Source organism: Arthrobacter sp. ov118, from assembly GCF_900116495.1.
Taxonomy (GTDB): Bacteria; Actinomycetota; Actinomycetes; order Actinomycetales; family Micrococcaceae; genus Arthrobacter.
Genome location: NZ_FPAY01000001.1, coordinates 309,582 through 335,955, shown reverse-complemented (window position 1 = coordinate 335,955; position 26,374 = coordinate 309,582). Strand labels below are relative to the sequence as shown.

Here is a 26,374-nt window from a genome sequence, read left to right as displayed (position 1 = left end):
AAACTGCTCCTGAACTGGTGGATGGACGGTGTGGCGAAGTTCGGTGCTACTGGGTGAGCCTGATGATGCCGGCGCCGAAGTCCTCCGGCGTCCCTAGGGTGTAGGCGCTGTCCAGAGACACATACCGGATGAAGCTGCCGATGACGCCGGTGCAGCTGCCGTCGCAAGTCAAGGCGGCGTCGACGGCGGGAGGCTTGTTGTTAAACGTGATGGGGAACTTGTTGCCGTTGAAGCTCCATCCTTTGACCCGGAAGGCCGCAAAGGACATGAGTTTGTAGGTGGTACTGGAGCCGGTACCGGCCACCTGATCGAAGATCGGGAGCAGGACCGTCACGTCCTTTCCGGCCGTGATGTCTGCGGCCCAGGCGCGCAACTGGTCATCGCACACGCCGGGGTAGCTGTTGCCAGGATCGCTGGGGGCCCAACCCGTGGCGTTGACGATTCCTGCACAGGTACCGGAGGGGCGATTGAGCCAGCCGAAGCCGCCCGGAACGACGGCTCCGGACGGCCCGTAATTGCAGCTTGCCTCGGTCTTGCTGCCGTGGCTCACCAGTAGTTGCAAGCCGCCGTCGACGTGAAACTTCACCTGACAGATGGAGAAGGCGATGGGGAACGCCGTCGGCCCTGCCACCGGGCGGCCCCACTGGACGGTGGCGCCGGCGGTGACGGTGGCGTCGTTGATCCCGAGGGCACGGGCGAAGAAGAGCGAAACGCGGTTGGGGGCTTCGCCGGCTTCCTGGGCCCCGGTTGTGACTTGCACTGTTCCAGCCGCTTTATCCAGTACAAGGTCCGCGACGTTGCTCGCGCCGTCACCGGCGTTGCCGTTGGCGAGGGTGCGGGCGAGGGTGGACGTGGTGGAGCAGTCGGCATCGTTGATGTTCTTGGCGCACTTCTGGGCGATGGCCAGCGCGGCGGCGTCCGCCCCGTTGCGTAGCTGGGACCGTTCCGCGTAGAGCATGCCCGCATCGACCGCTAGGGCTGCGAAACCGAGCAGCGCCACCATGAGGATGGCGACCAGGACGCTGACGGCCCCGCGCTCGCCGTCCGCGGTACTCGTGCCTAGCCTCCGCACAGCATGACTCCTCGGCCTTCCATCGCGAACGGGCCGGCGATGCCGGTCATAGTGGAGAGCGAATAGGTGATTGTGAAGGTCACTTGGGCTCCAGCAGCGCAGGTGGCGGGGGTGATCGTGATGTTCGCGTTGGTCACAGCTGGATTGAGTGTGGCGGCAGCATTTCTCGCCGCCGTCCGAGCTGCAACGGGACTGTTAGCGATGGCCATCACCCGTACACCGTCGCGAGCGGCGCTAGAGAGCGTGATCTGGGCGTTGTACGCGCGCCCGAATTCCATAATGCCCAGCAGCAGCATGACCAAGACTGGAGCCAGGAGCGCGAATTCCACCGCGACGGCGCCCCGTTCGGATGTCTTGGACATGGGGACCGCCTTCCCGCGCTGGTTGCTTGAGACGACTGTGTGGTGGCGGTTCGAGGCCGCCACCACACAGTCAGAGCCCGATTCGAACGAGCCCGCTAGGGAGCGCAAGCCTCTGCCGTGCCGCCGGCCAGCTGGCATTGCACCTGGGTGAACATGTCGTTCAAGGTGCCGCCGAGAGTCGTCACGGCCACGATGATCACGACGGCGATGAGGGCGACCATAATGCCGTATTCAACGGCGGTGGCGCCGTGCTGGTCGCGGCGAAGGCGGGTTGCGAAAGCGGAGAGAAAGGAACGCATGGGGGACTCCTGAGCGAGTTCGGGGCTGGCCCTGCACCAGCACTTAGGGAAACGTAGCAAGCGCCGACACGCCGGGGATTAGGATTTGACGCATCCTGTGCTAAGGCTTCCCAAACTGCACGTTTCCTGTGGGTTCCCTGCGCCCACACTGCGCTTAGCGGGCGCCGCTGCCTGTAGGCGCGGCCCGGGAGTCGGATGCGCCGCGAGTTTGAGCTGTGCTTAGGGCAGCAGCAAAATGACGGCCAGGCCGGCCGCGAGCATCGAGGGCCCGTAAGCCACTTCTTTTGGCTTGTTTTCGCGGTTTTTGAGCGCCGTGACCGCGGCGGCGACGCCGCCCAGGACGAAGCCCAGGGCCCCGCCGTAGAACAGGTGGGCCCAGCCTAGGTAGCCCAAGTACAGGCCAAGCGGTGCGGCGAGCTTCACGTCACCCATTCCGAGGCCGTTTCGGCTGGTCAGAGCTAAAAAGAGGTATAGAACGAACAAAATGAAGGCGCCGCCGAGTCCGCGCAACAGGCTTCCTGCCTCCCCGGTGGCTCCCGCGGCGGCTCCCAGGAACACCAGCCCCGTCCCCAGCAGCGGGAGTACCATCCGGTTCGGCAGTAAGTGGTGGATCAGGTCGATTCGCGCCAGCTGGACGCCGGCAACAGCCAGCAATACGTAGGCGGGAAGCTCGGGGGAGGGTCCGAAGCGCCAAGCAAGTAGGGCGGACAGCGCGAACGTGGCCGCCGCCGTCGTACTTCGCATGCGTACTGTCAGTGGGCTGCCAAGGTGGGGGAGTGTGCGCCGGACAAGGAGGTCGGCCAGCAATCCCAGGGCCGTTCCGGCGGCGCCGATTTCCAGGACAAACAGCAGCGACACGGGGCCGGCGGCGGCGGGATCGGACACGGTTCCTCCAGAATGCGATGGGACGGCGGTGGGCGGCAAGCCCTACAGTACGCATCCGGACTGTACGCCTCCGGGCACCCCATTTTGACCCGGTGACACGTCATCGGCTATTCTTGGTAGTCGTTGTGCGTGTCCTACTCGATGGTGCGTGCCCGCTTGAGAATCCGGTTGCAGGATAACTACTCAACGTGCACATTCGAGACCTCAGGATGACTGGTTACATAGAGCCCTCACCTCTGTTCCGGTAACGCATAGATAGTAGGTGCACCTTTAGCGTGACGCCTAAAACAAGAACGCCAGAACAAGAACGAGGCAAACACCGTGCGTACGTACACCCCGAAGCCCGGCGATATCAACCGCCAGTGGCACGTCATTGACGCCACCGACGTTGTCCTTGGTCGTCTTGCCAGCCAGACCGCAATCCTGCTGCGCGGCAAGCACAAGGCCACCTTTGCGTCCCACATGGACATGGGCGACTTCGTCATCATCATCAACGCTGAAAAGGTTGCCCTCACCGGCGCCAAGCTGGAGCAGAAGCGCGCATACCGCCACTCCGGTTACCCGGGCGGCCTGACCTCCGTCAACTACGCGGAGCTGCTGGAATCCAACCCGGTCCGCGCCGTGGAGAAGGCCATCAAGGGCATGCTCCCGAAGAACTCCCTCGCTGCACAGCAGCTGGGCAAGCTGAAGGTGTACCGCGGTGCCGAGCACCCCCACGCCGCCCAGCAGCCCAAGACTTTCGAAATCACCCAGGTCGCCCAGTAGTCCTGGCCACCAACCAACTTTTTATCAAGGAGAATCGTGGCTCAGAACGAAGAACTGACCACCGAAGCCGTCGAGGCTGAGGAAAACCTGACCAGCTACACCTCGGAAAGCGGTGCTGCAGAAGCAGCTGCGCCGAAGAAGGAACGCCCGGCACTGACCGTCGCCGGCGCTGCAGTTGGCCGTCGCAAGGAAGCCGTTGCACGCGTTCGCGTTGTACCGGGCTCCGGCAAGTGGACCATCAACGGCCGCGAGCTGGCGAACTACTTCCCGAACAAGCTGCACCAGCAGGACGTCAACGAGCCCTTCAAGATCCTCGATCTTGACGGCGCTTACGACGTCATCGCCCGCATCCACGGTGGCGGCATCTCCGGTCAGGCCGGTGCCCTGCGCCTCGGCATCGCCCGTTCGCTGAACGAGATCGACGCCGAGAACAACCGCGCCACCCTGAAGAAGGCCGGATACCTGCGCCGCGACGCTCGCGTCATCGAGCGTAAGAAGGCCGGTCTCAAGAAGGCCCGCAAGGCCCAGCAGTACTCCAAGCGCTAAAAAAGCGCCTTCCCGGAAGCGCCAATCCCGCTTCCGGTCGCTGCAAAGCGCTCCACGAAAGCCCGTTCCGCCACTCGGCGGGACGGGCTTTCGCCGCTTAAATCGGACTTACCCCTGCCATCGACTAAACTTGACCCGATGTCTAGATTATTTGGAACCGACGGAGTCCGGGGCTTGGCGAACGGTTTGCTGACCGCCGAGCTCGCATTGCAGCTGGCTCAGGCCGCCGCCGTCGTACTTGGCCATGACCGAAACGCAACCGGGAACCGGCCGCGCGCCGTGGTGGCACGAGACCCGCGGGCCAGTGGCGAGTTCCTCGCGGCCGCTGTGGAGGCCGGCCTCTCGAGTTCCGGCATCGACGTCTATGACGCGGGCGTGCTCCCAACCCCGGCGGCCGCCTACCTCGTGGCGGACCTGGACGCCGACTTCGGCGTCATGATCTCCGCCTCGCACAACCCGGCGCCTGACAACGGCATCAAGTTCTTCGCGCGGGGTGGCCAGAAGCTCGCCGACGACGTCGAGGACGCCATCGAATCCCAGCTCGGCCAGGAGCCTGTCCGGCCCGTCGGCGGCGAGGTGGGCCGCATCCAGCGCTTCTCCGACGCCGAGGACCGCTACATCGTGCACCTGCTCGGGACGCTCCCGCACCGCCTGGACGGCCTGAAGGTGGTCCTCGACTGCGCCCACGGCGCGGCCAGCGGCTGTTCTCCCCAGGTGTTCGCGGACGCTGGCGCGGATGTGGTCGTCATCGGCGCCGAGCCGGACGGCCTCAACATCAACGACGGCATCGGCTCCACACACCTTGGCCCGCTCAAACGCGCCGTCGTCGAGCACGGGGCGCACCTTGGCATCGCCCACGACGGCGACGCCGATCGTTGCCTCGCCGTGGACCACGAAGGGAACGAGGTGGACGGCGACCAGATCATGGCGATCCTCGCCCTCGCACTCAAAGCCTCCGGGAAGCTCAAAGATGATGTTCTCGTGGCCACCGTGATGAGCAACCTCGGCCTGAAGATCGCCCTGCGCGAGGCCGGGATCAGCCTGCGCGAAACCGGCGTGGGGGACCGCTACGTACTCGAGGAGATGCGCGACGGCGGGTTCAGCCTGGGCGGAGAGCAGTCCGGACATGTCATTTTTGCCGACCACGCGACCACCGGCGACGGTGTGCTCACCGGTTTGCAGCTGGCAGCCCAGGTGGCCCTCACCGGCCGCTCGCTCAAGGACCTCGCAACGGTCATGACGAAGCTTCCCCAGGTCCTCATCAACGTCAAGGGCGTGGACCGCGCCCGAGTTAAGGACGACGCGGCCGTAGCCGAAGCCGTTGCCCGCGCCGAAGCCGAGCTCGGCGACACCGGACGGGTCCTGCTGCGGCCCTCTGGCACTGAGCCCGTGGTGCGCGTGATGGTTGAAGCCGGAGATCAAGACACCGCCCAGGACGTCGCGGAGCGCCTGGCCCAGGTGGTCCGGACCGAACTGGCCCTGGCGCTCGTCGCCGACTAGCACCCGGGGAGGTTCCGGCAGCCTACCGGTAGCCCGGCGCGGCTTCCAGGCCGAAGTACTGCTCCAGGGTGGCGATGCCGCGGGACAACATGTCCGTTGCCGCCTCGATGCCGATATAACGCAGGTGCCAAGGTTCGTAAAAATAGCCGGTGATTTCGTGGAACGTCCAGGGATATCGCACGACGAAGCCGAAACGGTGGGCCTGCGCCGCTGCCCATAAGGCCGCCGGCCGGGAGCGGAAATTGGGCTGGAAAGCGTCCGCTCCGCTGCCGTCGCCGATATCGAACGCCCAGCCCGTCTGATGCTCGGAATAACCCGGCCGGGCGGAGGCAGTGTCCGCCGCTGCCTGCCCCTGCGCCCTCACCCAGCCGCTGTAGGTGACTTTTTGGGTCGCGAACGAGCGGTAGCCGCTGGCCAGGGTGATGATGACGCCGGCCGCGGCCGCGGCAGCGAACATCCGTTCCGCCGCGGCCGCCGTCGTGCTGTTCAGCAGCGCCGCCTCCCCGGAGGTGACCAGCCGGACGCCCGGCCGGACCAGGTCCGGCGGCACGAAGGTGGCGGGGGAGAGCGGCCGGTGCTTGTTGACCACCACCCAGGGGCTGGTGGGGTCCGAGAGTGAATGCTGCCGTCCCGGTGCCGCGGCTGATGGCGGTGTTGCGGACGCCGCAGCGGCGGGGGGAGCCGCGGGCGTCGGGGGCGCCGACGACGGACTTCTCTGTTGCGGTGCGGGCGGCGTCCCGGCTGCGGACTCTGACGCTGAAGCCGCGGCCGTCGGCGTGGAACTGCCGGGGCCCGGTGTGGGCCCTGGCGCGCCCGAGGGCGCGGCAGGCTGGTCGGGGGTGCAGGCGCTCAGGGCCGCGAGGCCAGCGCCCGCCACGAGGAAACGCCCGAAAGCCCGGCGGCTCGTTTCGCAGCCGCCCGCCTGGCCGGCTGGCTGCCATCCAGAGGTCTCGTCCGAACCGTTGTGGCACATGCGTGCTAGACCTTCCTCAGCAACATCCGCCGGATGGAATGGTCGGCTTCCTTGGTGAGAACCAGCTGTGCCCGGCCCCGGGTAGGAAGGACGTTTTCCTCGAGGTTGGGCTCGTTGATGCGCTTCCAGATCTCACGGGCTGTCTGCTCGGCCTCGGCATCGGAGAGCGTGGCGTAGCGGTGGAAGTAGGATTCGGGTTGGGCGAAGGCTGTGCTACGCAATTTGCGGAAGCGGTCCACGTACCACTCCTCGATATAGGACGTCTTGGCGTCAACGTAAATGGAGAAGTCGAAGAAATCGCTGAGGGCGAGGCCCTGCCGGCCATCGTGCCGCGGCCGCGCCGGGGCCAGGACATTCAGTCCCTCAACAATCAGCACGTCCGGCCGGCGCACCACTACTTCCTTGCCCGGGACGATGTCGTAGGTGACGTGGGAATACCACGGGGCACGGACTTCCTCGGCGCCGCCCTTGATCTCGCTCACGAAGCGCAGCAGGGCGCGCCGGTCGTAGGACTCCGGAAAACCCTTGCGCTCCAGCAACTGCCGGCGCTTGAGCTCCGCCAGCGGATAGAGAAATCCATCAGTGGTGATGAGCTCCACGTTGGGGGTGCCCGGCCAACGCCGGAGCATTTCCCGCAGCACGCGGGCGATGGTGGACTTGCCCACGGCCACCGAACCCGCCACACCGATCACAAACGGCGTGCGCTGCGTAGTCTCGCCGAGGAAGGTGGTGGTGGCCGCGTGCAGCTGACCGGCCGCCTCCACGTAGAGGTGCAGGAGGCGGGACAGGGGCAGATAGACTTCCCGCACTTCCTTGATGTCGAGGGGGTCGCCGAGGCCACGCAGGCGGAACACGTCCTCCTCGTTGAGGGGCTGCTCCATCTGGGCAGCGAGCCGGGACCAGGTCTGCCGGTCCAGCTCCACGAACGGGGATACACCTTCCCCGGTCGCTTCGTTGCGTTGCAAAGTCACACCTGAGATTCTGCCCTTCACGGCGCCGAGAGCGAAATGGACGGGCCGGTGGGAGCCGCGATGGACGCTCCGCAGCCCCGAGGCGTGCCGGCACCAGCCACCCACCCGGACGCGCGAAACGGCCCTGTCCCACGTCCTGCCTCCGGGAAACCCGCTAGGCTTGAGTCCATGTGTGGAATCGTTGGATATGTGGGCCACTCAGATGGCCGGGTAAATGCTGGACACAACGCCTTGGACGTTGTCCTCGAAGGATTGCGGCGCCTGGAATACCGCGGCTACGACTCCGCGGGCATTGCGGTGGTCGCTGACGGCACTATTTCTTCCCGGAAGAAGTCCGGCAAGCTGAACAACCTCATCTCCGAGCTGGAGGCGCGACCGCTGCCGGAGTCGCTCACGGGCATCGGCCACACGCGCTGGGCAACCCACGGCGGCCCGACGGACCAGAACGCGCATCCGCACCTGGCCGACGGCGGCAAGCTGGCCCTGATCCACAACGGCATCATCGAGAACTTCGCCGAGCTCAAGCAGGAACTCCTGGCCAAGGGCGTCACTTTCCAGTCCGAGACGGACACCGAAGTGGCGGCCGCACTGCTCGGCGACATTTACCGCAACCAGCTCGGCGGTGACGCAGCCAAGGGCGGCCTGACCCGGGCCATGCAGCTCGCCTGCCAGCGGCTCGAAGGCGCCTTCACCTTGCTCGCCGTCCACGCCGACCAGCCAGACGTGGTGGTCGCAGCCCGCCGGAACTCCCCACTCGTCGTGGGCCTTGGCGAGGGAGAGAACTTCCTCGGCTCCGACGTCTCCGGCTTCATCGACTACACCCGGCGCGCGGTGGAACTGGGCCAGGACCAGATCGTCACGATCACCGCCGATGCCGTCGACATCACGGACTTCTACGGCGCCCCCGCCCAGGGCAAGGAATACGAAGTCAACTGGGACCCGGCCTCCGCCGAAAAGGGCGGCTTCCCCTCCTTCATGGAAAAGGAAATCCACGACCAGCCCGACGCCGTGCTCCAGACCCTGCTGGGCCGCTCCGACATCCACGGCAAACTGACCCTCGATGAACTCCGCATCGATCCGCAACTGCTCAAGACCGTGGACAAGATCATCGTCCTGGCCTGCGGCACCTCAGCGTACGCCGGCCAGGTGGCAAAGTACGCCATCGAGAACTGGTGCCGGATCCCCACCGAGGTGGAGCTCTCGCACGAATTCCGCTACCGGGATCCAATCGTTGACGAGAACACCCTGATCGTCTCCATCTCCCAGTCCGGCGAGACCATGGACACCCTCATGGCAGTCCGTTACGCCAAGGAACAAGGCGCCAAGACCGTCTCGATCTGCAACACCAACGGATCCACCATCCCGCGGGAATCGGACGCGGTGCTCTACACCCACGCCGGACCGGAGATCGCCGTGGCCTCCACCAAGGCGTTCCTCGCCCAGATCACGGCCGCGTACCTGCTGGGCCTTTATTTGGCACAGCTGCGCGGCAACAAGTTCCAGGGCGAGATCAAGGACATTCTGGCCGACTTGGGCAAGATCCCCGCCAAGATCCAGCGCATCCTCGACAACGAGGCCCAGATCAAGGAACTTGGCCAGTCCATGGCCGACGCCAAGTCCGTGCTGTTCCTAGGCCGCCACGTCGGTTTCCCGGTGGCGATGGAGGGCGCCCTGAAGCTCAAGGAGCTCGCCTACATCCACGCCGAGGGCTTTGCCGCCGGAGAACTCAAGCACGGCCCGATCGCCCTGATCGAGGAAGGCCAGCCGGTCTTCGTCGTGGTCCCGTCCCCGCGCGGCCGCGACTCGCTGCACGCCAAGGTGGTCTCCAACATCCAGGAGGTCCGCGCCCGGGGTGCCAAGACGATCGTCATCGCGGAAGAAGGGGACGAGGCCGTCAAGGCCTACGCCGAGCACGTCTTCTACATCCCGGAGACCCCCACGCTCCTGGCCCCGCTGCTCGCCACGGTTCCGCTGCAGATCTTCGCCCTCGCTCTCGCCTCGGCCAAGGGTTACGACGTGGACCAGCCACGCAACCTGGCCAAGAGCGTGACCGTAGAGTAACGCCATGATCGTAGGCATTGGCGTAGACGTCGTAGACATTGACCGGTTCGGGCGCCAGCTCGAGCGTACCCCTGGCCTGCGCGACAGGCTGTTCGTGCCTGCCGAGCGGGAATTGAACACGCGCTCCCTCGCCGCCCGGTTCGCGGCCAAGGAGGCTGTGGCGAAGGTGCTGGGCGCGCCGGCCGGCATGAACTGGCAGGACTGCTGGATCGGGCTGGACCAGAACGGCCCCACAGTCCAGGTCAAGGGCACCGTGCTGGCCGTTGCGGAGTCCAAGGGCGTCAAGCGCTGGCACTTGTCGATGAGCCACGACGGCGGGATCGCCACAGCGACGGTTATCGCCGAAAGTTGATCGCCGGCGGGCCGGACAGCCCCGGCCTGCGCCCCAGGCACTTCCCAGCGACTGCACCGCGAATGGAGTGAAACCATGATCAGCGCCTACACCGGAACCCAGGTTCGAGAGGCCGAGAAGCCTTATCTCGACGACGTCCGGGGCTCCGGTGCGGGCGCTGTTCTTATGCAGCGGGCAGCCTACGGCCTAGCCAACGCCGTCGTCAGCGGCCTGCGCGGCCGCGGGCAGCGGCTGTACGGCTCCAGCGTGGCGGTGCTGGTGGGCAAGGGCAACAACGGCGGCGACGGGCTTTTCGCCGCCGCACTGCTGGCCGGCCGCGGCATGCGGACGACGGCGGTGCTCACCGCCGGCGCCGCTCATGAGGCCGGGCTCGCTGCGTTCCGGAAGGCCGGCGGACACGCGGTGGTCCTAGCCGGGGACAACGTGGCCGAACTCGCCGCGCTGGCCGCCAGTTCCGACGTCGTGATCGACGCGGTCCTTGGGACCGGGGCCGAGGGCGGGCTGCGGGGGCACGCCGCCGCGCTGGTGGAGGCCCTGAACCGTGAAAACCTGAACCGTGAAAACCAGAACCGTGAGGCCCAGAACCGTGTGGGCATGAACCGCTCCCGGCCCGCCTTCGTAGTGGCCTGCGACGTCCCGAGCGGCGTCGACGCGGACACCGGGGAGGCCCATGCCCCTGTCCTGGCCGCTGATCTGACCGTGACCTTCGGTGCCGCCAAGGCCGGACTGCTCGCGGACCCCGGCGCGGACTTCGCAGGCAGCATCCGTGTCATTCCCATCGGGATCGAGGAAGCGCTCCCCTGGCCGGCCTTGCGTCGGTTGGAGGCCGGGGATCTTTCCGCCCTGCTCCCGCGCCCGCAGCGGCGGGCGCACAAGTACACCAGGGGCGTGCTGGGGGTGGTCGCGGGCTCCGCTGCCTATCCCGGCGCGGCCGTGCTGGCGTGCAAGGGCGCCCTGGCGGCCGGCGTCGGGATGGTGCGTTACCTTGGGCCGCCGGATGTCGCCGACCTCGTCCGCCAGGCGTGCCCCGAGGTTGTGTGCGGTGCAGGGACCGTGGCCGATGCGCACGTCCAGGCCTGGCTCGTGGGCCCGGGGCTGGATGACTCCGACGAGGTCCAGCTCCAGCGTGCCCGCGACGCCGCAGACTCGGGCCTGCCGACGGTCGCCGACGCCGGCGCCCTGCCGGCCCTGCCTGATGTGCTGGCCCCGCAAGTCATCCTGACGCCGCACGCCGGCGAACTGGCGGCCTTGCTGCAACGCCTCGGCGTTGACTTGGACCGGGCCGCGGTAGAAGCATCCACGCTCAGCGCCGCACGGCAGGCCGCGAGCCTGACAGAAGCCACCGTGCTGCTCAAGGGAGCAACCACCCTGGTTGCTTCCCCCTTCCAGGATTTCTACAGCCAGGCCGACGGCACGGCCTGGATCGCAACGGCAGGCAGCGGCGACGTCTTGGCCGGAATCATTGGTGCACTGCTTGCGCAACTGGGTGCCGACGTCGGGCGCTTCGGGGAGCGGGGCATCGATCCCGACGAACGATGGGCGGCCATTGCCGCGATGGCGGCCAGCGTGCACGGCCGGGCCGGCGTCCTGGCCTCAGGCGGCGGGCCGGTCACGGCAAGCGGCATCGCCGAAGCCGCCCGGGAGGTGCTGCGAAACGTGTAACAAATACCGCGTCCAGTGTTTCGCGACAAATGCTAACCCTACTTACAAGTAGTCTGTCTAGAGATCATCCGCCATCCAAGAGGAGAACAAATGGAAGTCTGGCCCGGAACGGCTTACCCGCTGGGAGCCACTTTTGACGGCACCGGCACCAACTTTGCCCTGTTCAGCGAACGCGCGGAGCGTGTGGAACTGTGCCTCCTGGCCGATGACCTGACGGAAACCCGGATCGAACTCACCGAGGTGGACGGGTACGTATGGCACTGCTACCTGCCGCATATCCAGCCCGGTCAAAAGTACGGCTACCGCGTCCACGGCCCCTACGATCCGGACAGCGGGAACCGCTTTAACCCCAACAAGCTTTTGCTGGACCCCTACGCCAAGGCTATCCAGGGGCAGATCGACTGGGACCCGGCGCTGTTCTCCTACAACTTCGGCGACCCGCTGTCCCGGAACGACGCCGATTCGGCCCCCCACGCCATGCACGGCGTGGTCATCAACCCGTTCTTCGACTGGGACAACGACCGCCAGCTGCGCGTCCCGTACCACGAGTCCGTCATCTATGAAGCCCACGTCAAGGGCCTGACCGAACTGCACCCCGAAGTCCCGGAGGAGCAGCGTGGCACCTACGCCGGAGTCGCGCACCCGGCGGTCATCGAGCACCTCCAGAAGCTCGGCGTCACGGCGATCGAGCTCATGCCCGTCCACCAGTTCGTCAATGACGGCACACTCGTGGAGAAGGGCCTGAACAACTACTGGGGCTACAACACCATCGGCTTCTTCGCCCCGCAGAACACCTACAGTTCCACCGGCGACGTCGGACACCAGGTCCAGGAATTCAAGGCCATGGTGCGCGACCTGCACAAGGCCGGCATCGAAGTGATCCTGGACGTGGTGTACAACCACACCGCCGAAGGCAACCACCTCGGACCCACCCTGTCCTTCAAAGGCATCGACAACGCGGCGTACTACCGCCTGGTCGACGGCGACCAGAAGCACTACATGGACTACACGGGCACCGGAAACTCGCTTAACGTCCGCCACCCGCATTCCCTGCAACTGCTCATGGACTCCCTGCGGTACTGGGTCACGGAAATGCACGTGGACGGGTTCCGCTTCGACCTCGCCTCCACCCTGGCCCGGGAGTTCTACGATGTGGACAAGCTGTCCACCTTCTTCGAACTCATCCAGCAGGACCCGATCGTCTCGCAGGTCAAGCTGATCGCCGAGCCGTGGGACGTCGGTCCCGGCGGCTACCAGGTGGGCAACTTCCCGCCGCAGTGGACGGAGTGGAACGGCAAATACCGGGACACCGTCCGTGACTTCTGGCGCGGGGAACCGTCCACGCTGGGCGAGTTCGCCTCGCGGCTGACCGGGTCCGCCGACCTCTACGAGAGCTCTGCCCGGCGCCCGGTGGCCTCCATCAACTTCGTGACCGCCCATGACGGCTTCACGATGCGGGACCTCGTGTCCTACAACGAGAAGCACAACGACGCCAACGGCGAAGGCAACAACGACGGCGAGTCCCACAACCGGTCCTGGAACTGTGGGGCCGAAGGCGACACGGACGATGACAAGGTGCTCGCCCTGCGCGCCCGCCAGCAGCGCAACTTCATCGCCACCCTGCTGCTATCGCAGGGCGTCCCGATGATCCTGCACGGCGACGAACTGGGCCGGACCCAGCAGGGAAACAACAACACCTACTGCCAGGATTCCGAGCTCAGCTGGGTGCACTGGGAAACCATGGACCAGCCCCTGGTGGAGTTCACGTCCATGGTCAACAAGATCCGCCGCGACCACCCCACCTTCCGGCGCAGCCGCTTCTTCGACGGCCGGCCGGTGCGCCGCGGCGAAGGCGAGAAACTGCCGGACATCGTCTGGCTGAACACCGACGGCAAGGAAATGCTGCCCGAGGACTGGGACAGCGGCTTCGGCCGGACCATCGGCGTGTTCTACAACGGCCACGGCATCCAGGAACAGGATTCACGCGGGCGCCGCATCACCGACGACAGCTTCCTGCTGGCCTTCAACGCCCATGACGGCGACGTGGAGTTCCTGCTCCCGGCCGAGGAGTACTCACCCTTCTGGGACCTCCTAGTGGACACCGCCGCCACCGGCGAGACCACCGAACCGCTCAAGGCAGGACACGTCCTGACGCTGGCGGCTAAATCGATGGTGGTCCTGCGCGCCTACTCGGGCCCGGAGGTGGAGGTGGACTACTCCGCCGCCGCGTCCTTGGCTGCCATGGCAGAGGTCTCCGAGGCTGAGGCTGCGCAGGAGGCTGCCGCGGAGAAGCCCGCGGAGGCCGAAGCCGAGAAGCCGGCGGAGGCGGAAGCCGAGAAACCGGCTGAGCCGGAAGCGGAGAAGCCGGCCGGCGAACCCGAGGCTACCGCGCAGACCCCGGCCGAGGAGAAGCCTGCGAAGGCCGCCCCGGCGAAGGACGGCTCCGCCAAGGACTCGGCGGCCAAGGATTCGAAGGCCAAGGACGCAAAGGCCGCCCCTGCCAAGAAGCCCCGGACCAAGAAGGGACCGGCATCATGAGGACGCCTGTCTCGACCTACCGTCTGCAGATCCGCTCCGGCTTCACGCTGCAGGACGCCGCGGAGATCGTGCCCTACCTGAAATCGCTGGGCGTGGACTGGATCTACCTCTCGCCGATCCTGACGGCGGAGCGGGGCTCGGACCACGGCTACGACGTCACCGACCCGTCCGCCGTCGACCCCGAAAGGGGCGGCGCGGAAGGGCTGCTGGCAGCATCCCAGGCCGCGCGGGCCGCGGGCATGGGCGTTCTCATTGACATCGTGCCCAACCACGTCGGCGTCGCAACTCCGGCGCAGAACCCGTGGTGGTGGTCGCTCCTGAAGGAGGGGCGGCAGTCGCGTTATGCCCAGGCGTTCGACGTCGACTGGGACTTTGGCGGCGGCCGCGTCCGGATTCCTGTGCTGGGCGACGACTCGGACGTGGACTCCCTGGAGATCCGCGACGGCGAGCTGCGCTACTACGACCACCGCTTTCCCCTCGCCGAGGGGACGTACACCGTAGGTGACTCCACGGGCGATGACCCGCGCGAGGTCCACGACCGGCAGCATTACGAGCTGGTCGGCTGGCGACGGGCCGACAATGAGCTGAACTACCGCCGGTTCTTCGCCGTCAACAGTCTGGCCGGAATCCGGGTAGAGCTTCCCGAGGTCTTTGATGAAGCCCACGCGGAGGTTCTCCGCTGGTTCCGCGAGGGCCTTGCCGACGGCCTGCGGATCGACCACCCGGACGGGCTCGCCGATCCGGCAGGCTACCTGCGCCGGCTGCTGGAGGCCACGGGCGGCAGCTATGTGCTGATTGAGAAGATCCTGGAGCCGGGGGAGCAGCTTCCGTCCGGTTTCGACTGCGACGGGACCACCGGCTACGACGCCCTCGCGGACGTGGACCGGGTGTTTGTGGACGCCGGCGGCCAGGCGGTCCTCGATGCCCTCGACACTGAACTGCGCGACGGGCAGGCCGCGGACTACGAAGAGATGATCCGGGGCACCAAGCGCCGCATTACCGACGGGATCCTGCATTCGGAAGTGCTCCGGCTGGCGCGGCTGGTGCCCGCCGATGCCGGGTTAGCCCAAGACGAGGCGGCGGATGCGCTGTCCGAGATCATCGCGGCCTTTCCGGTGTACCGCAGCTACCTGCCGGACGGGGCGGATGTCCTTAAGGAAGCCTGCGAACTCGCGGCGGGCCGCCGGCCGGAACTGGACCGCGCCATCCGGCTGCTGCTGCCGCTGCTGCTTGACGCCGGGCTCGAGCCCGAGGCGGAGCTGGGACGCCGGTTCCAGCAGACCTCCGGCATGGTCATGGCCAAGGGCGTCGAGGACACGGCGTTCTTCCGCTACACCCGGCTGGGTACGCTGACCGAAGTGGGCGCCGAGCCCACGGAATTCGCCATAGCGCCCGAAGAGTTCCACGCCCGGATGGCGCGGCGCCAGGCCGAGATCCCGTTGTCCATGACGACGCTGAGCACCCACGACACGAAGCGCAGCGAAGACACCCGCGCCCGGATCTCGGTCCTCGCGGAGCTGGCGCCGGAGTGGCAGGCCTCCCTGCGGCGGCTGCAGAAGCTGGCGCCTCTGCCCGACGGCCCCCTGGCCAACCTCCTGTGGCAGGCGCTCGCCGGGGTCTGGCCGGCGGACCGCGACCGACTGCAGTCCTACGCCCAAAAGGCCGCACGGGAAGCCGGCAACTCGACGAACTGGATCGACCCCGACCGGGATTTCGAGCAGAAGCTGGCCGCCGCCGTCGACGCTGCGTTCGATGATCCCGCCGTCCGCGCGGAACTCGAAGACCTCGTGTCGTTGCTTGAGCCGTACGGCGCCTCCAACGCCCTGTCGGCCAAGCTGGTCCAGCTCACCATGCCGGGGGTGCCTGACGTGTACCAGGGCACGGAATTCTGGGACCGGTCACTGACGGATCCGGACAACCGGCGGCCGTTCGACTTCGGTGCGCGCCAACGCGCCCTTGCCGCGCTCGACGCCGGCGAGCGTCCGGCGTTGTTCCTGGACGACTCGGCCAAACTCCTCGTCACCTCGCGCGCCCTGCGCCTGCGGCGGGACCGGCCCGAGCTGTTCACCGGTTACGCTCCGGTTGTGGCCACGGGCCCGGCGGCGGCGCACCTGCTCGCGTTTGACCGCGGCGCACCGGACTCAGGCGCTCCCGGCGCGCTGACGCTGGCCACCCGGCTGCCCCGCGGGCTCGAACAGCGCGGCGGTTGGCAGGACACCGTGGTCCGCCTCGGCGGCGCCGTGGTGGATGAACTGACCGGCAACGCCTTCGGCCCGGGCACCGTGAAGGTGGCAGACATACTGGCCGCCTACCCGGTGGCCCTGCTGGTGCCGACGGCCTGAGCACACCTGACAAAACCGAGCAAACCTGACAAAACCGACTTGGGGAACGGAAGAATGCCATGACTTCGCCTGCACACGGAAGCGAACGTTTTGATCTCTGGGCACCGAAAGCAGGGGCGGTCACGCTCCTCGCTGACGGGGTGCACTATCCGATGGCGCGCGCCGGCGCCGAGCGGGAGGGCTGGTGGACCGCGGCCGGGGCACCGGCCTCCGGCGACGTGGACTACGGCTACCTGGTGGACGGGGACTCCACGCCGCTGCCGGACCCGCGTTCCCGCCGCCAGCCCGAGGGCGTGCACGCGCTCTCCCGCACGTTCGACGCCGGGAGCCACCAGTGGGCGGACGGACAGTGGGGCGGGCGCGAGCTCAAGGGCGCGGTCATCTATGAACTCCACGTGGGTACCTTCACCCCCGAGGGAACGCTGGACGCCGCGACCGGGAAACTGCAGTACCTGGCGGAGCTTGGCGTCGATTTCGTGGAGCTGTTGCCGGTCAACGGGTTCAACGGCACCCACAACTGGGGCTACGACGGCGTGCTCTGGTACACAGTGCACGAAGGCTACGGCGGTCCCGCCGCGTACCAGCGCTTCGTGGATGCCGCCCACGCCGCCGGCCTTGGCGTCATCCAGGACGTGGTCTACAACCACCTGGGCCCCAGCGGAAACTATCTGCCGCGGTTCGGGCCCTACCTGAAGTCGGGGGAGGGCAACACGTGGGGCGACTCCGTCAACCTGGACGGGCCGGACTCCGACGAGGTCCGCCGCTACATCCTGGACAACGCCGCGATGTGGCTGCGGGATTACCATGTGGACGGCCTGCGGCTGGACGCCGTGCATGCCTTCAAGGACGAGCGCGCCGTGCACCTGCTGGAGGACTTCGGCGCCCTCGCGGATGAAATTTCCGCGGAGACCGGGCGCCCGGCCACGCTGATCGCGGAGTCGGACCTGAACAACCCGCGCCTGCTCTACCCGCGGGACGTTAACGGCTACGGGCTGGCCGGGCAGTGGAGCGATGACTTCCACCACGCCGTCCACGTCAACGTCAGCGGCGAGGCCACCGGCTACTACGCCGACTTTGACTCGCTCGGGGCGCTGGCCAAGGTCCTGGAAGGCGGATTCTTCCACGACGGCAGCTACTCCAGCTTCCGGGGCCGCCACCATGGCCGGCCCATCGACCCGGCCCGGGTGCACCCCGCCGCGCTGGTGGTGTGCAGCCAGAACCACGACCAGATCGGCAACCGGGCCACCGGGGACAGGCTCTCGCAGACCCTGGGCTACGGCCAGCTCGCCCTGGCCGCCGTCGCCACCCTGACCTCGCCGTTCACGCCCATGCTGTTCATGGGCGAGGAATACGGGGCCAGCACCCCGTGGCAGTTCTTCACCTCCCACCCGGAGCCGGAACTAGGCAAGGCCACGGCAGAAGGCCGGATCAAGGAGTTCGAGCGCATGGGCTGGGACCCCGCCGTCGTGCCCGATCCGCAGGACCCCGAGACCTTCAGCCGGTCCAAACTCAACTGGGCCGAGGCCGCGGAGGGGGAGCACGCCCGTCTCCTGGATCTGTACCGGGCGCTGATCGCGCTGCGCCGCAAGACGCCGGACCTGACAGAGCCCGGTTTCGAGGACACGGGCGCCGTCGTCAGCGAGGACGAGGGCTGGCTGGTGCTGCGCCGTGGCCGCACCGAAGTGGCGTTGAACTTCTCCGCCGAGGCGAGGCAGGTGGCCGTCCGCGGGGGTTCCCTCGCCCTGGCCACCGACGACGGCGTTCGGCTTGAGTCCGGCGGGTCCGCCGGCCAGCTAATCCTCCCCGGCCACAGCGCCGCGATTCTCACGAACTAAGGGATTCCCCGGGACCCGAGGGTTCCCAGGAACTCAAGAAGGATAGAACGCATGACGTATACGGCAGCCGAGACCCGCTATGACGCGATGCCCTACCGCCGCGTGGGGCGCAGCGGGCTGAAACTCCCGGCCATTTCCCTGGGCCTGTGGCACAACTTCGGCGATGACAAGCCGTTCGAGGTCCAGCGCGCCATCCTGCGCCGCGCCTTCGATCTGGGCGTCACCCACTTCGACCTCGCCAACAACTACGGACCGCCCTATGGCAGCGCCGAAACCAACTTCGGCCGCCACCTCAAGGACGACTTCGCACCGTACCGGGACGAACTGATCATCTCCAGCAAGGCCGGCTACGACATGTGGCCGGGCCCCTACGGCAACTTCGGCTCCCGGAAGTACCTGCTGGCCAGCCTGGACCAGTCGCTGGGCCGGATGGGGCTGGAGTACGTGGATATCTTCTACAGCCACCGGCCGGACCCCGAGACGCCGCTGGAGGAGACCATGGGCGCCCTGGACCAGGCCGTGCGTTCCGGCAAGGCGCTCTACGCCGGCATTTCGTCCTACACCGCGGAACAGACCCTCGAAGCGGCGCGGATCCTCCAGGACCTCGGCACCCCGCTGCTGATCCACCAGCCCAGTTACTCCATGCTGAACCGCTGGACCGAGAACGGCAGCCCGAACCTCTACGAGGCGCTGGAACAGGTGGGCGCCGGGTCCATCGCGTTCTCGCCGCTGGCGCAGGGCATGCTCACCGACCGTTACCTGAAGGGCATCCCGGCCGACTCGCGGGCCGCGCAGGGCAAGTCCCTGGACGAAGGCATGATCAGCGATGAGAACCTGGCCCGCGTCCGCGGGCTGCAGCGGATCGCCGAGGGCCGCGGGCAGACGCTGGCGCAGCTGGCGATCGCCTGGATCCTGCGCGAGCAGGGCAAGGGCTCGTCCGTGACGTCCGCGCTGGTCGGGGCGTCCAGCGTCCGGCAGCTGGAGGACACGCTGTCCGCGATCAACAATCTGGAGTTCACGGCCGACGAGATCGGCGCGATCGATGAGTTCGCCGTCGAATCCGACATCAACCTGTGGGCCCAGAAGTAGCCCGCCCCCTCGCCTGACACATAAGAGCCGGGGCCGCAGGGAACAACCGCGGCCCCGGCGCTGTTAGCTAGACTACTAAGGGCGCCTTACGGCGCCGTGTCCGCCAGCCGCCCGCACAACTGATGCAGTACACCAGAGTGCGGCCGCGCCGGTCACCCTGCTCAAAAGGAGTTCCGTGTCTTCACATCCGATTCGTGTTGCAATCGTCGGCGTAGGTAACTGCGCCGCTTCGCTGGTCCAGGGCGTCCAGTACTACAAGGATGCCGACCCCCAGGCCACGATTCCGGGCCTGATGCACGTGGAGTTCGGCCAGTACCACGTCGGCGACGTCGAGTTCGTCGCCGCGTTCGACGTCGACGGCAAGAAAGTAGGCCAGGACCTCTCCGCTGCCATCCTGGCCAGCGAAAACAACACCATCAAGATCGCCGACGTCCCCCCGACCGGTGTGACCGTCCAGCGCGGCCACACCCTGGACGGCCTCGGCAAGTACTACCTCGAGACCATCGAGCAGTCCCCGGCGGAGCCGGTCGACGTAGTCCAGGCCCTCAAGGACGCCAAGGTTGACGTCATGGTCTGCTACCTGCCGGTCGGCTCCCAGGAAGCTGCCGAGTTCTACGCCCAGTGCGCGATCGACGCCGGCGTGGCGTTCGTCAACGCCCTGCCCGTCTTCATTGCCGGCACCAAGGAGTGGGCTGACAAGTTCACCGCGGCCGGCGTGCCGATCGTGGGCGATGACATCAAGAGCCAGATTGGCGCCACCATCACGCACCGCGTGATGGCCAAGCTGTTCGAGGACCGCGGTGTCACCCTGGACCGTACGTACCAGCTGAACGTCGGCGGCAACATGGACTTCAAGAACATGCTGGAGCGCGACCGCCTCGAGTCCAAGAAGATCTCCAAGACCCAGGCCGTCACCTCCAACGTCGAGGCCGAGCTCGCCGCCAAGGACGTCCACATCGGCCCGTCGGACTACGTCCAGTGGCTCGATGACCGCAAATGGGCCTTCGTGCGCCTCGAGGGCCGCAACTTCGGTGACGCCCCCGTGTCGCTGGAATACAAGCTCGAAGTCTGGGACTCGCCCAACTCCGCGGGCGTGATCATCGACGCCATCCGCGCCGCCAAGATCGGCCTGGACCGCGGCATCGGCGGCCCGCTGGTGTCGGCGTCGAGCTACTTCATGAAGTCCCCGCCGGAGCAGTTCAACGACGACCTCGCCCGTGAAAAGGTCGAGGCCTTCATCCGCGGCGACCTGGAGCGCTAACCCTCCCGGCCCCCCTTCCCCCCCGGTTGCCCTATTACTTATGGTCCCCAAACCTCTGGTTTGAGCGCCACAAGTGATAGGGCAACCGGGGGTTAAAGGGTGCGAAGGGCGGCCCGCACTCTTTGAACCGCGCCCCGGAAGTCTCCTGCAAGGTCGTCGGCGTTGAACTTGAAATAGCGCCACCCGGCGGCATTGAAGGACTCGTCGCGGCGGTTGTCCCGGGACTGCTGTTCACGCGTCAGGTGGTGCCCGCCGTCATACTGGATTGCCACCCTTTGTTTCCGGTAGCCCAGGTCCGCAGCGGGGGAGTGGGGGTCGCCCGGCACAACCCGGACCTGCAACTCGGGTTCCGGCAACCCGGCAGCAGTCAGTGCCAGTCGCAGAAACGTTTCGGGTGCGGAATCGGAGCCGGGCCGTATGAGTTCCAGGGCCTGACGCGCTTTCACGATTCCTTTGAGTTTCGGGTGCCGTGTGAGCATTACCGTGAGGTGGGGAAGCGTTGCCCACGGAACAGCTCCTGGAGCTGATGCTGGCGGCCCTCCAGCTCATGGCGGGGTTGTCGCACCAATTGGTCGCCCACTGCCACCAGGTCCTCCAGCGGCAGGATGCGGGCAAGGTCCAACCAGGTTCTGGCAGACGTTGAAATCCGGATTCCGTCCCAGATCATGAGTTCGTCGTCGAACGCGAGGACGGTATGCCCCACCACACCCGCACGCCGGACCGGTGGCAGAGTATTGGGTTTGCTCACATGCAGTTCCCGGCAGCCACGAAACCATGACGGAAGCTAGAGCCCCAGCAACGCCGCGGCCGTGAGGTGCGAAATCCACGCGCCCGGCGTCGCGGCTGACAGGGCACGGGCAGGCTACGAAGTTCGAACTCCCAGCTGGTGGGCAGATAGAGCAACCGGCCGGCCGCCGCGAGATCGGACGCACGGAGCCGCGACCGGCCCAGGCGGGCAGCCCGCGCCTCGTAGACGGTGAACGGGGCTGAGGCGAGGTGGGCTGGCAGGGCCGCTGGTGGGTGCATGCCGACCATTCTGATCCGATCGACGGATCCCCGCTCCCGTTATCCACAAGCCTCCGATGCGCTATCACTTGTGGTCGCCATTCGCCGATATTCGGGGGAAATGGCAGCCACAAGTGATAGCGCAACCGGGTTAAGTGAGGCCGACGGGGTTGCCGGCTGCGTCGACGTCCATGCGCATCGCTGCCGGGACCTTGGGCAGGCCAGGCATGGTCATGACCGCGCCGGTCAGGGCCACGATGAACCCGGCGCCGGTCTTGGGAATGAGGTCCCGGACATGGATGATGAAGCCTTTGGGCGCGCCGAGCAGGGAGGCATCGTCGCTAAAGGAGTACTGGGTCTTCGCCATGCACACGGGCATCCCGGACCAGCCGTTCTTCTCGATCTCCGCGAGCCGTTTGAGCGCGGGCACGGAGAAGTCCACGCCGTCGGCGCCGTAGACTTCCTGCACGATGGTCCGGATCTTGTCCTCGACGGACATGTCCAGCGGGTACAGGTGCCGGAAGCTTCGCGGGGTGTCCATCGCGGCAGCAACTTTCGCCGCGAGCTCATCACCGCCGTCACCGCCGCCGCCGCGGCCCCAGACGTCGGCCACCGCGGCCTGGACGTTCTCGGCCGCGCACCACTGCAGCAGCCAGTCCAGCTCCTCGGCGGTGTCGGTGGCGAATTTGTTGATGGCGACGACCGGGGTGATGCCGAACTTCTCGACGTTCCGGATATGGCGCTGAAGATTCGCGACGCCGGCGGCAAGGGCCTCCACATCGGGTTCCTTGAGCCGGTCCTTCACGACGCCGCCATGCATCTTGAGCGCCCGCACGGTGGCCACGATCACGACAGCGGAGGGGGCGACGTCGGCCATCCGGGCTTTGATGTCCATGTACTTCTCGGCACCGAGGTCCGCCCCGAAGCCCGCCTCGGTGACGACGATGTCCGCGATGCTGCGGGCCGTCTGGGTAGCGATGAGGGAGTTGCAGCCGTGCGCGATATTGGCGAAGGGCCCGCCGTGGACCAGAGCCGGGGTGCCGGCGATGGTCTGCACGAGGTTGGGCTTGATCGCTTCTTTGAGCAGCAGGGTCAGGGCGCCCTGAACGCCGAGATCGGCCACGGTGACGGGCCGGCGGTCGTACGTGTACCCGAACGTGATCCGCCCCAGCCGCTCGCGCAAGTCGTCGAGGTCCGTGGCGAGGCAGAAGACCGCCATGATCTCCGAAGCCACGGTGATGTCGAAGCCGTCCTGCCGCGGAATGCCCTGGGCCGGACCGCCGAGTCCGATGACGACCTCGCGCAGTGACCGGTCGTTCATGTCCAGGACCCGCTTGAACGTCATCCGGCGGGGATCGATGTTGAGCTCGTTTCCCTGGAAGATGTGGTTGTCAACGAGCGCCATGAGGGCGTTGTTCGCCGAGGTGATGGCGTGGAAGTCCCCGGTGAAGTGCAGGTTGATCTGGTCCATCGGCAGCACCTGGGAGTAGCCGCCGCCGGTGGCGCCGCCCTTCATGCCGAGGATGGGCCCGAGCGAGGGTTCGCGCAGCGCGACCATCACTCTGTGCCCGGCACGGGCCAGCGAATCGGCGAGCCCGACCGTTAAGGTGGACTTGCCCTCGCCCGCCGGGGTAGGGGACATCGCCGAGACCAGGACCACTCTGCCGGGGGTTCGTCCCGGGCGGCCCGGGACTCCAGCGGCGGCGTCCGCGGCGGCGGTAAGCTTCGCCGGATCGATCTTTGCCTTGTAGGGTCCGTAGAGCTCCAGCGCGTCGGAATTGATGCCGGCCGCCGCCGCGATCTCCTCGATCGGCTTGATGACTGCCTGCCGGGCAATCTCCAGGTCGCTGGGTACGTTGTTCCCGGGGGTGGTGGTCTCAGACATCGTTGTCCTTTGGCTCGGGGCGTCGTGGGTGTTGCCGGTCGCGTATGCCTGTCCCGTGTGCCGGTCCGGCGCCGGGAGGGGGGTTCAGGGTGCGTGGGCCACCGGGAGGGTCAGGTTGCCAAAATACTGGCTCACGGCGGTGTGATAGCTCTCCAGCGTGATTGCGGCGGTGCGCTGCCAGCCGAAATCCTGGGCGTGGCGCGCGGCGGCGCGCCCCATGTCGGTGCGTGTCTGGGGGTCGTCGAACAGTGCTTCGAGGGCGTCAGCCCAGTCGCCGGCCTTGTGCCCCTCGACCAGCATGCCCGTGAACCCGTCCCTGACGGCCCGGGACAGCCCGCCGACTTTCGTGGCGAGCACGGGCGTCCCGCAGGCCTGGGCCTCCAGAGCCACCAGGCCGAAAGACTCGCTGTAGGAGGGCATCACTACGACGTCGGCCGAACGGTACCAGCCGGCCAGCTCCGCGGCGTCGACCGGCGGGTGGTGGGTGACGACGTCGTCCATTCCGGCGGCTCTGATCAGCGCCTTGAGGTTGAAGTCCTTTGCCCCGCTGACCGCACCCAGGATGGTCAGTTGCAGGTCGATGTCGGGGCGCCGGGACCGCAGGAGCGCCGCGGCCTTGATCAGGATCTGCGGGCCCTTGAGCCGCTGGATCCGGCCCGCGAACAGCAGATGGAACTTGCCCGGGGCGATGCCGTGCCCGGCCCGTGCGCGGTTCCTGAACGACGGCGTGAAGATTGCCAGGTCCACGCCCGGCGGTGCGACGTCGATGCGGTCGACGTCGGCGTTGTAGTGCGAGGCCAGCTCCGCCGCTTCGGTGCCGGTATTGGCGATGAGCCGGGCGGCGCCGTCGACAATGCGGTGCTCGCCGTCCTCACGCCGCCGCGGTTCGGGCTGTTCGCCGGATTCGAGGAGCTGGTTTTTGACCTTGGCCATGGTGTGCATGGTGTGCACGAGGGGCAGCCGCCAGAGTTCGGCGAGTTCCAGCCCGGCCACCCCGGACACCCAGTAGTGCGAATGGATGACGTCGTACCGGCCGTGCGGCTGGAGGTGCCGGATCCGGTCGATCTCGGCAACCATGCTGTGCAACAGCTCCGGGAGCTCCTCTTTGGGCAGCTTCCGCGGCGGACCGGCGAGGACGTTGTGGACGCACACCCCAGGGGAGGGGTGTTCGACGGCGGGCTGCGAGGCCGAGGTGGACCTCGTGAAGATCTCGACTTCCACGCCCGTCTCGGCGAGGGCCGCCGCCAGCGCCCGGACGTAGACGTTCATTCCGCCGGCGTCCCCGGAGCCGGGCTGCTCCATGGGTGAGGTGTGCAGGGAAAGGAAGGCGACGCGACGGATCAGCGACACGGTTCCCCTTTCCTCTGCAGACTGCGCTTCGATAAAACACTACTCCTGAAGTGGCGGCCGGTTCACAGGCCGTTCCTCAGTCTGTTTCGCACGGGGCCCCGCGTGCCGGGCGATCCCGGAGCGCGGCCGCTACGGCCGGCCGCGCCACAGGTGACCCAGCCCCGGGAACGCGGCCTCGTATCCGGCGAGCAGTTTGCCGGCCAGGACCTCCGAATCCACGAGCGGATGCCTGGCGAACGCGGCCAGGGCGGCGTCCCGGGACCCGGTGGTAACCGCCTCGACGACGAGCCGCTCGACGTCCTTGACGCGGCGCATCAGACCCAGTTGCGCCGGTCCCGGGGGATCCTGCGGGAGCGGCACGGCGCCGTCGGTCGTCACCCGGCAGGGAATCTCGACGACGGCGTCCGCCGGCAGCCCCGGGATCGCCGGCGCCGGGGACCCAGTGGTGTTCCCGTCGGCGTTCCCGTCCGGACCGGGGAGGGTGTTGACCGTATTGAGGATCAGGTCGGCCGGGCCGCCGCCGGACAGGGCCCGCATGGCCGCCAGAGCCACCCGTTCATAACCGCCGCCGGCGAGGTCGGTCTCGTCCCGATGTTCGCCCGCGCCGCGCGCCTCCGCGAGATAGCCCTCCTCGCGGGACCGGCGGGCGGCCTCCCACAGCGCAAAGGCCTGCGGCCCGGCGGCCGCCAGCCGGGGATACAGTTCGGCCTGCTGCCGTGCGATGGACTCACCCCGGGTCAGGCCCGCGCCGCGCATGCCGGCAAGCGCGCGTTCGGTCTCGTAGTAGTAAAAGAGGTACTCATTCGGCAGGCAGCCAAGCCCGGCGAGCAGCGCGGGCGGGAACAACCGGCCCTCCTCGAATTCTGCGAGCGCCGCCGGGTCCGCCAGCAGTTCCGGCAGCGCGTCCCGGCCCTCGGACTGCAGGCGGTACAGCCAGCCCAGGTGGTTCAGGCCGTAGTAGCCGACGCCGTCGAGCCTCCCTTCCGGCAGCGCGGCGCCGGCGGCCCGCGCGGCACGGTGCACCAGCCCGCCGGCGGAATCGCAGATCCCGATCACCCGCTGCCCGAGTACGGGGACCAGGGCCTCGGTGACTATGCCGGCCGGGTTGGTGAAGTTCAGCAGCCAGGCTCCGGGGCAACGGCTGCGCATGTCCGCGGCTAGAGCCAGCATCGGCGGAATGGACCGCAGAGCGTAGGAGATGCCGCCGGCCCCGGTGGTTTCCTGCCCCAGAAGCCCCAGGTCCAGGGCGATCCGTTCGTCGGCAATCCGTCCCGCGGTCCCCCCGGGCCGGATGGCGGCGAAAACCATGTCCGCACCCTCGAGGGCCTCGGAAAGGGCGGACACGGCCCGGACCCGGGGGCCCGGGCCCGGCGGATCCTGCAGGGCCAGGGACGCCAGGACTGCCTCGATGGCAGCCAGCCGGCCGGCGTCGACGTCGTACAGCACCAGCTCCCGCACCAGTCCCGCGAAGGGGCCGGCGGCGAGCGCCCGGTAGATCAGCGGGACCCGGAACCCGCCCCCGCCGACGATTGTGAGCCGCATCCGGACAGTCTATTCTCCGCAGATCCGGCCGTTGCGTCTGAAGCGGTTCCACGGGGACGGCGCACCGGCCTTGCGCTTC

General features: G+C 67.4%; 22 protein-coding genes. 11 read left to right on the top strand and 11 right to left on the bottom strand.

All coding sequences use genetic code 11. The features are described 5' to 3' along the window. Positions 1-46: 46 nt before the first annotated feature. The 4 genes from BM372_RS01485 to BM372_RS01470 all read right to left on the bottom strand — a co-directional run bounded on the left by BM372_RS01485 (position 47) and on the right by BM372_RS01470 (position 2,618). Positions 47-1,072, bottom strand: a complete 1,026-nt coding sequence (locus tag BM372_RS01485) for a pilus assembly protein TadG-related protein (protein WP_090950876.1) — start codon at positions 1,070-1,072, stop codon at positions 47-49. Then, a complete protein-coding gene (locus BM372_RS01480; RefSeq protein ID WP_090950873.1) occupies positions 1,060-1,434 on the bottom strand; it encodes a TadE/TadG family type IV pilus assembly protein in 375 nt (124 codons plus the stop codon). Before BM372_RS01480 ends, BM372_RS01485 begins: the two co-directional genes overlap by 13 nt. A gap of 95 nt (positions 1,435-1,529) precedes the next feature. After that, positions 1,530-1,733: a Flp family type IVb pilin gene (locus BM372_RS01475; protein WP_090950872.1), complete on the bottom strand. Its 204-nt coding sequence runs from the start codon at positions 1,731-1,733 to the stop codon at positions 1,530-1,532. Between the two features lie 219 nt (positions 1,734-1,952). Then, positions 1,953-2,618, bottom strand: coding sequence for a prepilin peptidase (locus tag BM372_RS01470; protein WP_256213982.1), 666 nt, complete (start codon positions 2,616-2,618; stop codon positions 1,953-1,955). A 321-nt stretch (positions 2,619-2,939) separates the two neighbouring features. On the opposite strand from BM372_RS01470, the gene rplM reads away from it, so the two are divergent. The 3 genes from rplM to glmM all read left to right on the top strand — a co-directional run bounded on the left by rplM (position 2,940) and on the right by glmM (position 5,429). Continuing rightward, positions 2,940-3,383, top strand: coding sequence for a 50S ribosomal protein L13 (gene rplM, locus BM372_RS01465; RefSeq protein WP_015937805.1), 444 nt, complete (start codon positions 2,940-2,942; stop codon positions 3,381-3,383). Positions 3,384-3,419: 36 nt separating this feature from the next. Continuing rightward, the gene (gene rpsI, locus BM372_RS01460; protein WP_090950867.1) at positions 3,420-3,929 is read left to right on the top strand and encodes a 30S ribosomal protein S9; all 510 of its coding nucleotides are present in this window, start codon (positions 3,420-3,422) and stop codon (positions 3,927-3,929) included. Positions 3,930-4,067: 138 nt separating this feature from the next. Further along, positions 4,068-5,429, top strand: a complete 1,362-nt coding sequence (gene glmM / locus BM372_RS01455; RefSeq protein WP_090950865.1) for a phosphoglucosamine mutase — start codon at positions 4,068-4,070, stop codon at positions 5,427-5,429. Between the two features lie 22 nt (positions 5,430-5,451). Here glmM and BM372_RS20580 read toward each other — a convergent pair whose 3' ends face one another. Together BM372_RS20580 and coaA are read right to left on the bottom strand one after the other, a co-directional pair. Beyond that, on the bottom strand, positions 5,452-6,402 hold the full coding sequence (locus tag BM372_RS20580) for a M15 family metallopeptidase (RefSeq protein ID WP_177235847.1): 951 nt from the start codon (positions 6,400-6,402) through the stop codon (positions 5,452-5,454). A 5-nt stretch (positions 6,403-6,407) separates the two neighbouring features. Further along, positions 6,408-7,373, bottom strand: coding sequence for a type I pantothenate kinase (coaA, locus tag BM372_RS01445; RefSeq protein ID WP_090950859.1), 966 nt, complete (start codon positions 7,371-7,373; stop codon positions 6,408-6,410). A gap of 168 nt (positions 7,374-7,541) precedes the next feature. On the opposite strand from coaA, the gene glmS reads away from it, so the two are divergent. The 8 genes from glmS to BM372_RS01405 all read left to right on the top strand — a co-directional run bounded on the left by glmS (position 7,542) and on the right by BM372_RS01405 (position 20,513). Continuing rightward, positions 7,542-9,434, top strand: coding sequence for a glutamine--fructose-6-phosphate transaminase (isomerizing) (glmS, locus tag BM372_RS01440; protein ID WP_090950856.1), 1,893 nt, complete (start codon positions 7,542-7,544; stop codon positions 9,432-9,434). Positions 9,435-9,438: 4 nt separating this feature from the next. Further along, positions 9,439-9,786, top strand: coding sequence for a holo-ACP synthase (locus tag BM372_RS01435; RefSeq protein WP_090950853.1), 348 nt, complete (start codon positions 9,439-9,441; stop codon positions 9,784-9,786). 75 nt (positions 9,787-9,861) lie between these two features. Further along, positions 9,862-11,448 (top strand): bifunctional ADP-dependent NAD(P)H-hydrate dehydratase/NAD(P)H-hydrate epimerase, encoded by a 1,587-nt coding sequence (locus tag BM372_RS01430; protein WP_090950851.1) that lies wholly within the window; start codon positions 9,862-9,864, stop codon positions 11,446-11,448. Positions 11,449-11,538: 90 nt separating this feature from the next. Next, positions 11,539-13,986: a glycogen debranching protein GlgX gene (gene glgX / locus BM372_RS01425; protein ID WP_090950849.1), complete on the top strand. Its 2,448-nt coding sequence runs from the start codon at positions 11,539-11,541 to the stop codon at positions 13,984-13,986. Further along, on the top strand, positions 13,983-16,328 hold the full coding sequence (treY, locus tag BM372_RS01420) for a malto-oligosyltrehalose synthase (protein WP_090950846.1): 2,346 nt from the start codon (positions 13,983-13,985) through the stop codon (positions 16,326-16,328). Before glgX ends, treY begins: the two co-directional genes overlap by 4 nt. A 59-nt stretch (positions 16,329-16,387) precedes the next feature. After that, complete coding sequence (gene treZ / locus BM372_RS01415) at positions 16,388-18,163, top strand: malto-oligosyltrehalose trehalohydrolase (RefSeq protein ID WP_090950844.1); 1,776 nt, start codon at positions 16,388-16,390, stop codon at positions 18,161-18,163. Positions 18,164-18,214: 51 nt separating this feature from the next. Then, complete coding sequence (mgrA, locus tag BM372_RS01410) at positions 18,215-19,252, top strand: L-glyceraldehyde 3-phosphate reductase (RefSeq protein WP_090950841.1); 1,038 nt, start codon at positions 18,215-18,217, stop codon at positions 19,250-19,252. A gap of 175 nt (positions 19,253-19,427) precedes the next feature. After that, positions 19,428-20,513, top strand: a complete 1,086-nt coding sequence (locus BM372_RS01405) for an inositol-3-phosphate synthase (RefSeq protein WP_090950838.1) — start codon at positions 19,428-19,430, stop codon at positions 20,511-20,513. A 92-nt stretch (positions 20,514-20,605) separates the two neighbouring features. Here the strand turns inward: BM372_RS01405 and BM372_RS21195 are convergent, their stop codons facing one another. The 5 genes from BM372_RS21195 to BM372_RS01385 form a co-directional block, all read right to left on the bottom strand. Then, positions 20,606-20,959, bottom strand: coding sequence for an endonuclease domain-containing protein (locus BM372_RS21195; protein WP_371261685.1), 354 nt, complete (start codon positions 20,957-20,959; stop codon positions 20,606-20,608). Positions 20,960-20,991: 32 nt separating this feature from the next. Further along, positions 20,992-21,261: a hypothetical protein gene (locus BM372_RS21190; protein WP_371261684.1), complete on the bottom strand. Its 270-nt coding sequence runs from the start codon at positions 21,259-21,261 to the stop codon at positions 20,992-20,994. Between the two features lie 408 nt (positions 21,262-21,669). Next, positions 21,670-23,403 (bottom strand): formate--tetrahydrofolate ligase, encoded by a 1,734-nt coding sequence (locus BM372_RS01395; RefSeq protein WP_090950835.1) that lies wholly within the window; start codon positions 23,401-23,403, stop codon positions 21,670-21,672. An 84-nt stretch (positions 23,404-23,487) separates the two neighbouring features. After that, complete coding sequence (gene mshA, locus BM372_RS01390) at positions 23,488-24,753, bottom strand: D-inositol-3-phosphate glycosyltransferase (RefSeq protein ID WP_090950833.1); 1,266 nt, start codon at positions 24,751-24,753, stop codon at positions 23,488-23,490. Between the two features lie 129 nt (positions 24,754-24,882). Further along, positions 24,883-26,295, bottom strand: coding sequence for a family 4 glycosyl hydrolase (locus BM372_RS01385; protein WP_090950831.1), 1,413 nt, complete (start codon positions 26,293-26,295; stop codon positions 24,883-24,885). Between the last annotated feature and the right edge of the window lie 79 nt (positions 26,296-26,374).

What these genes read in the sequence shown, in the direction of transcription:
- BM372_RS01480 (WP_090950873.1), bottom strand. Translation starts at nt 1,434, where the DNA reads ATGTCCAAGACATCCGAACGGGGCGCCGTCGCGGTGGAATTCGCGCTC.
- BM372_RS01475 (WP_090950872.1), bottom strand. Translation starts at nt 1,733, where the DNA reads ATGCGTTCCTTTCTCTCCGCTTTCGCAACCCGCCTTCGCCGCGACCAG.
- glmM (WP_090950865.1), top strand. Translation starts at nt 4,068, where the DNA reads ATGTCTAGATTATTTGGAACCGACGGAGTCCGGGGCTTGGCGAACGGT.
- BM372_RS20580 (WP_177235847.1), bottom strand. Translation starts at nt 6,402, where the DNA reads ATGTGCCACAACGGTTCGGACGAGACCTCTGGATGGCAGCCAGCCGGC.
- glmS (WP_090950856.1), top strand. Translation starts at nt 7,542, where the DNA reads ATGTGTGGAATCGTTGGATATGTGGGCCACTCAGATGGCCGGGTAAAT.
- BM372_RS01435 (WP_090950853.1), top strand. Translation starts at nt 9,439, where the DNA reads ATGATCGTAGGCATTGGCGTAGACGTCGTAGACATTGACCGGTTCGGG.
- BM372_RS01430 (WP_090950851.1), top strand. Translation starts at nt 9,862, where the DNA reads ATGATCAGCGCCTACACCGGAACCCAGGTTCGAGAGGCCGAGAAGCCT.
- glgX (WP_090950849.1), top strand. Translation starts at nt 11,539, where the DNA reads ATGGAAGTCTGGCCCGGAACGGCTTACCCGCTGGGAGCCACTTTTGAC.
- treY (WP_090950846.1), top strand. Translation starts at nt 13,983, where the DNA reads ATGAGGACGCCTGTCTCGACCTACCGTCTGCAGATCCGCTCCGGCTTC.
- treZ (WP_090950844.1), top strand. Translation starts at nt 16,388, where the DNA reads ATGACTTCGCCTGCACACGGAAGCGAACGTTTTGATCTCTGGGCACCG.
- mgrA (WP_090950841.1), top strand. Translation starts at nt 18,215, where the DNA reads ATGACGTATACGGCAGCCGAGACCCGCTATGACGCGATGCCCTACCGC.
- BM372_RS01395 (WP_090950835.1), bottom strand. Translation starts at nt 23,403, where the DNA reads ATGTCTGAGACCACCACCCCCGGGAACAACGTACCCAGCGACCTGGAG.
- BM372_RS01385 (WP_090950831.1), bottom strand. Translation starts at nt 26,295, where the DNA reads ATGCGGCTCACAATCGTCGGCGGGGGCGGGTTCCGGGTCCCGCTGATC.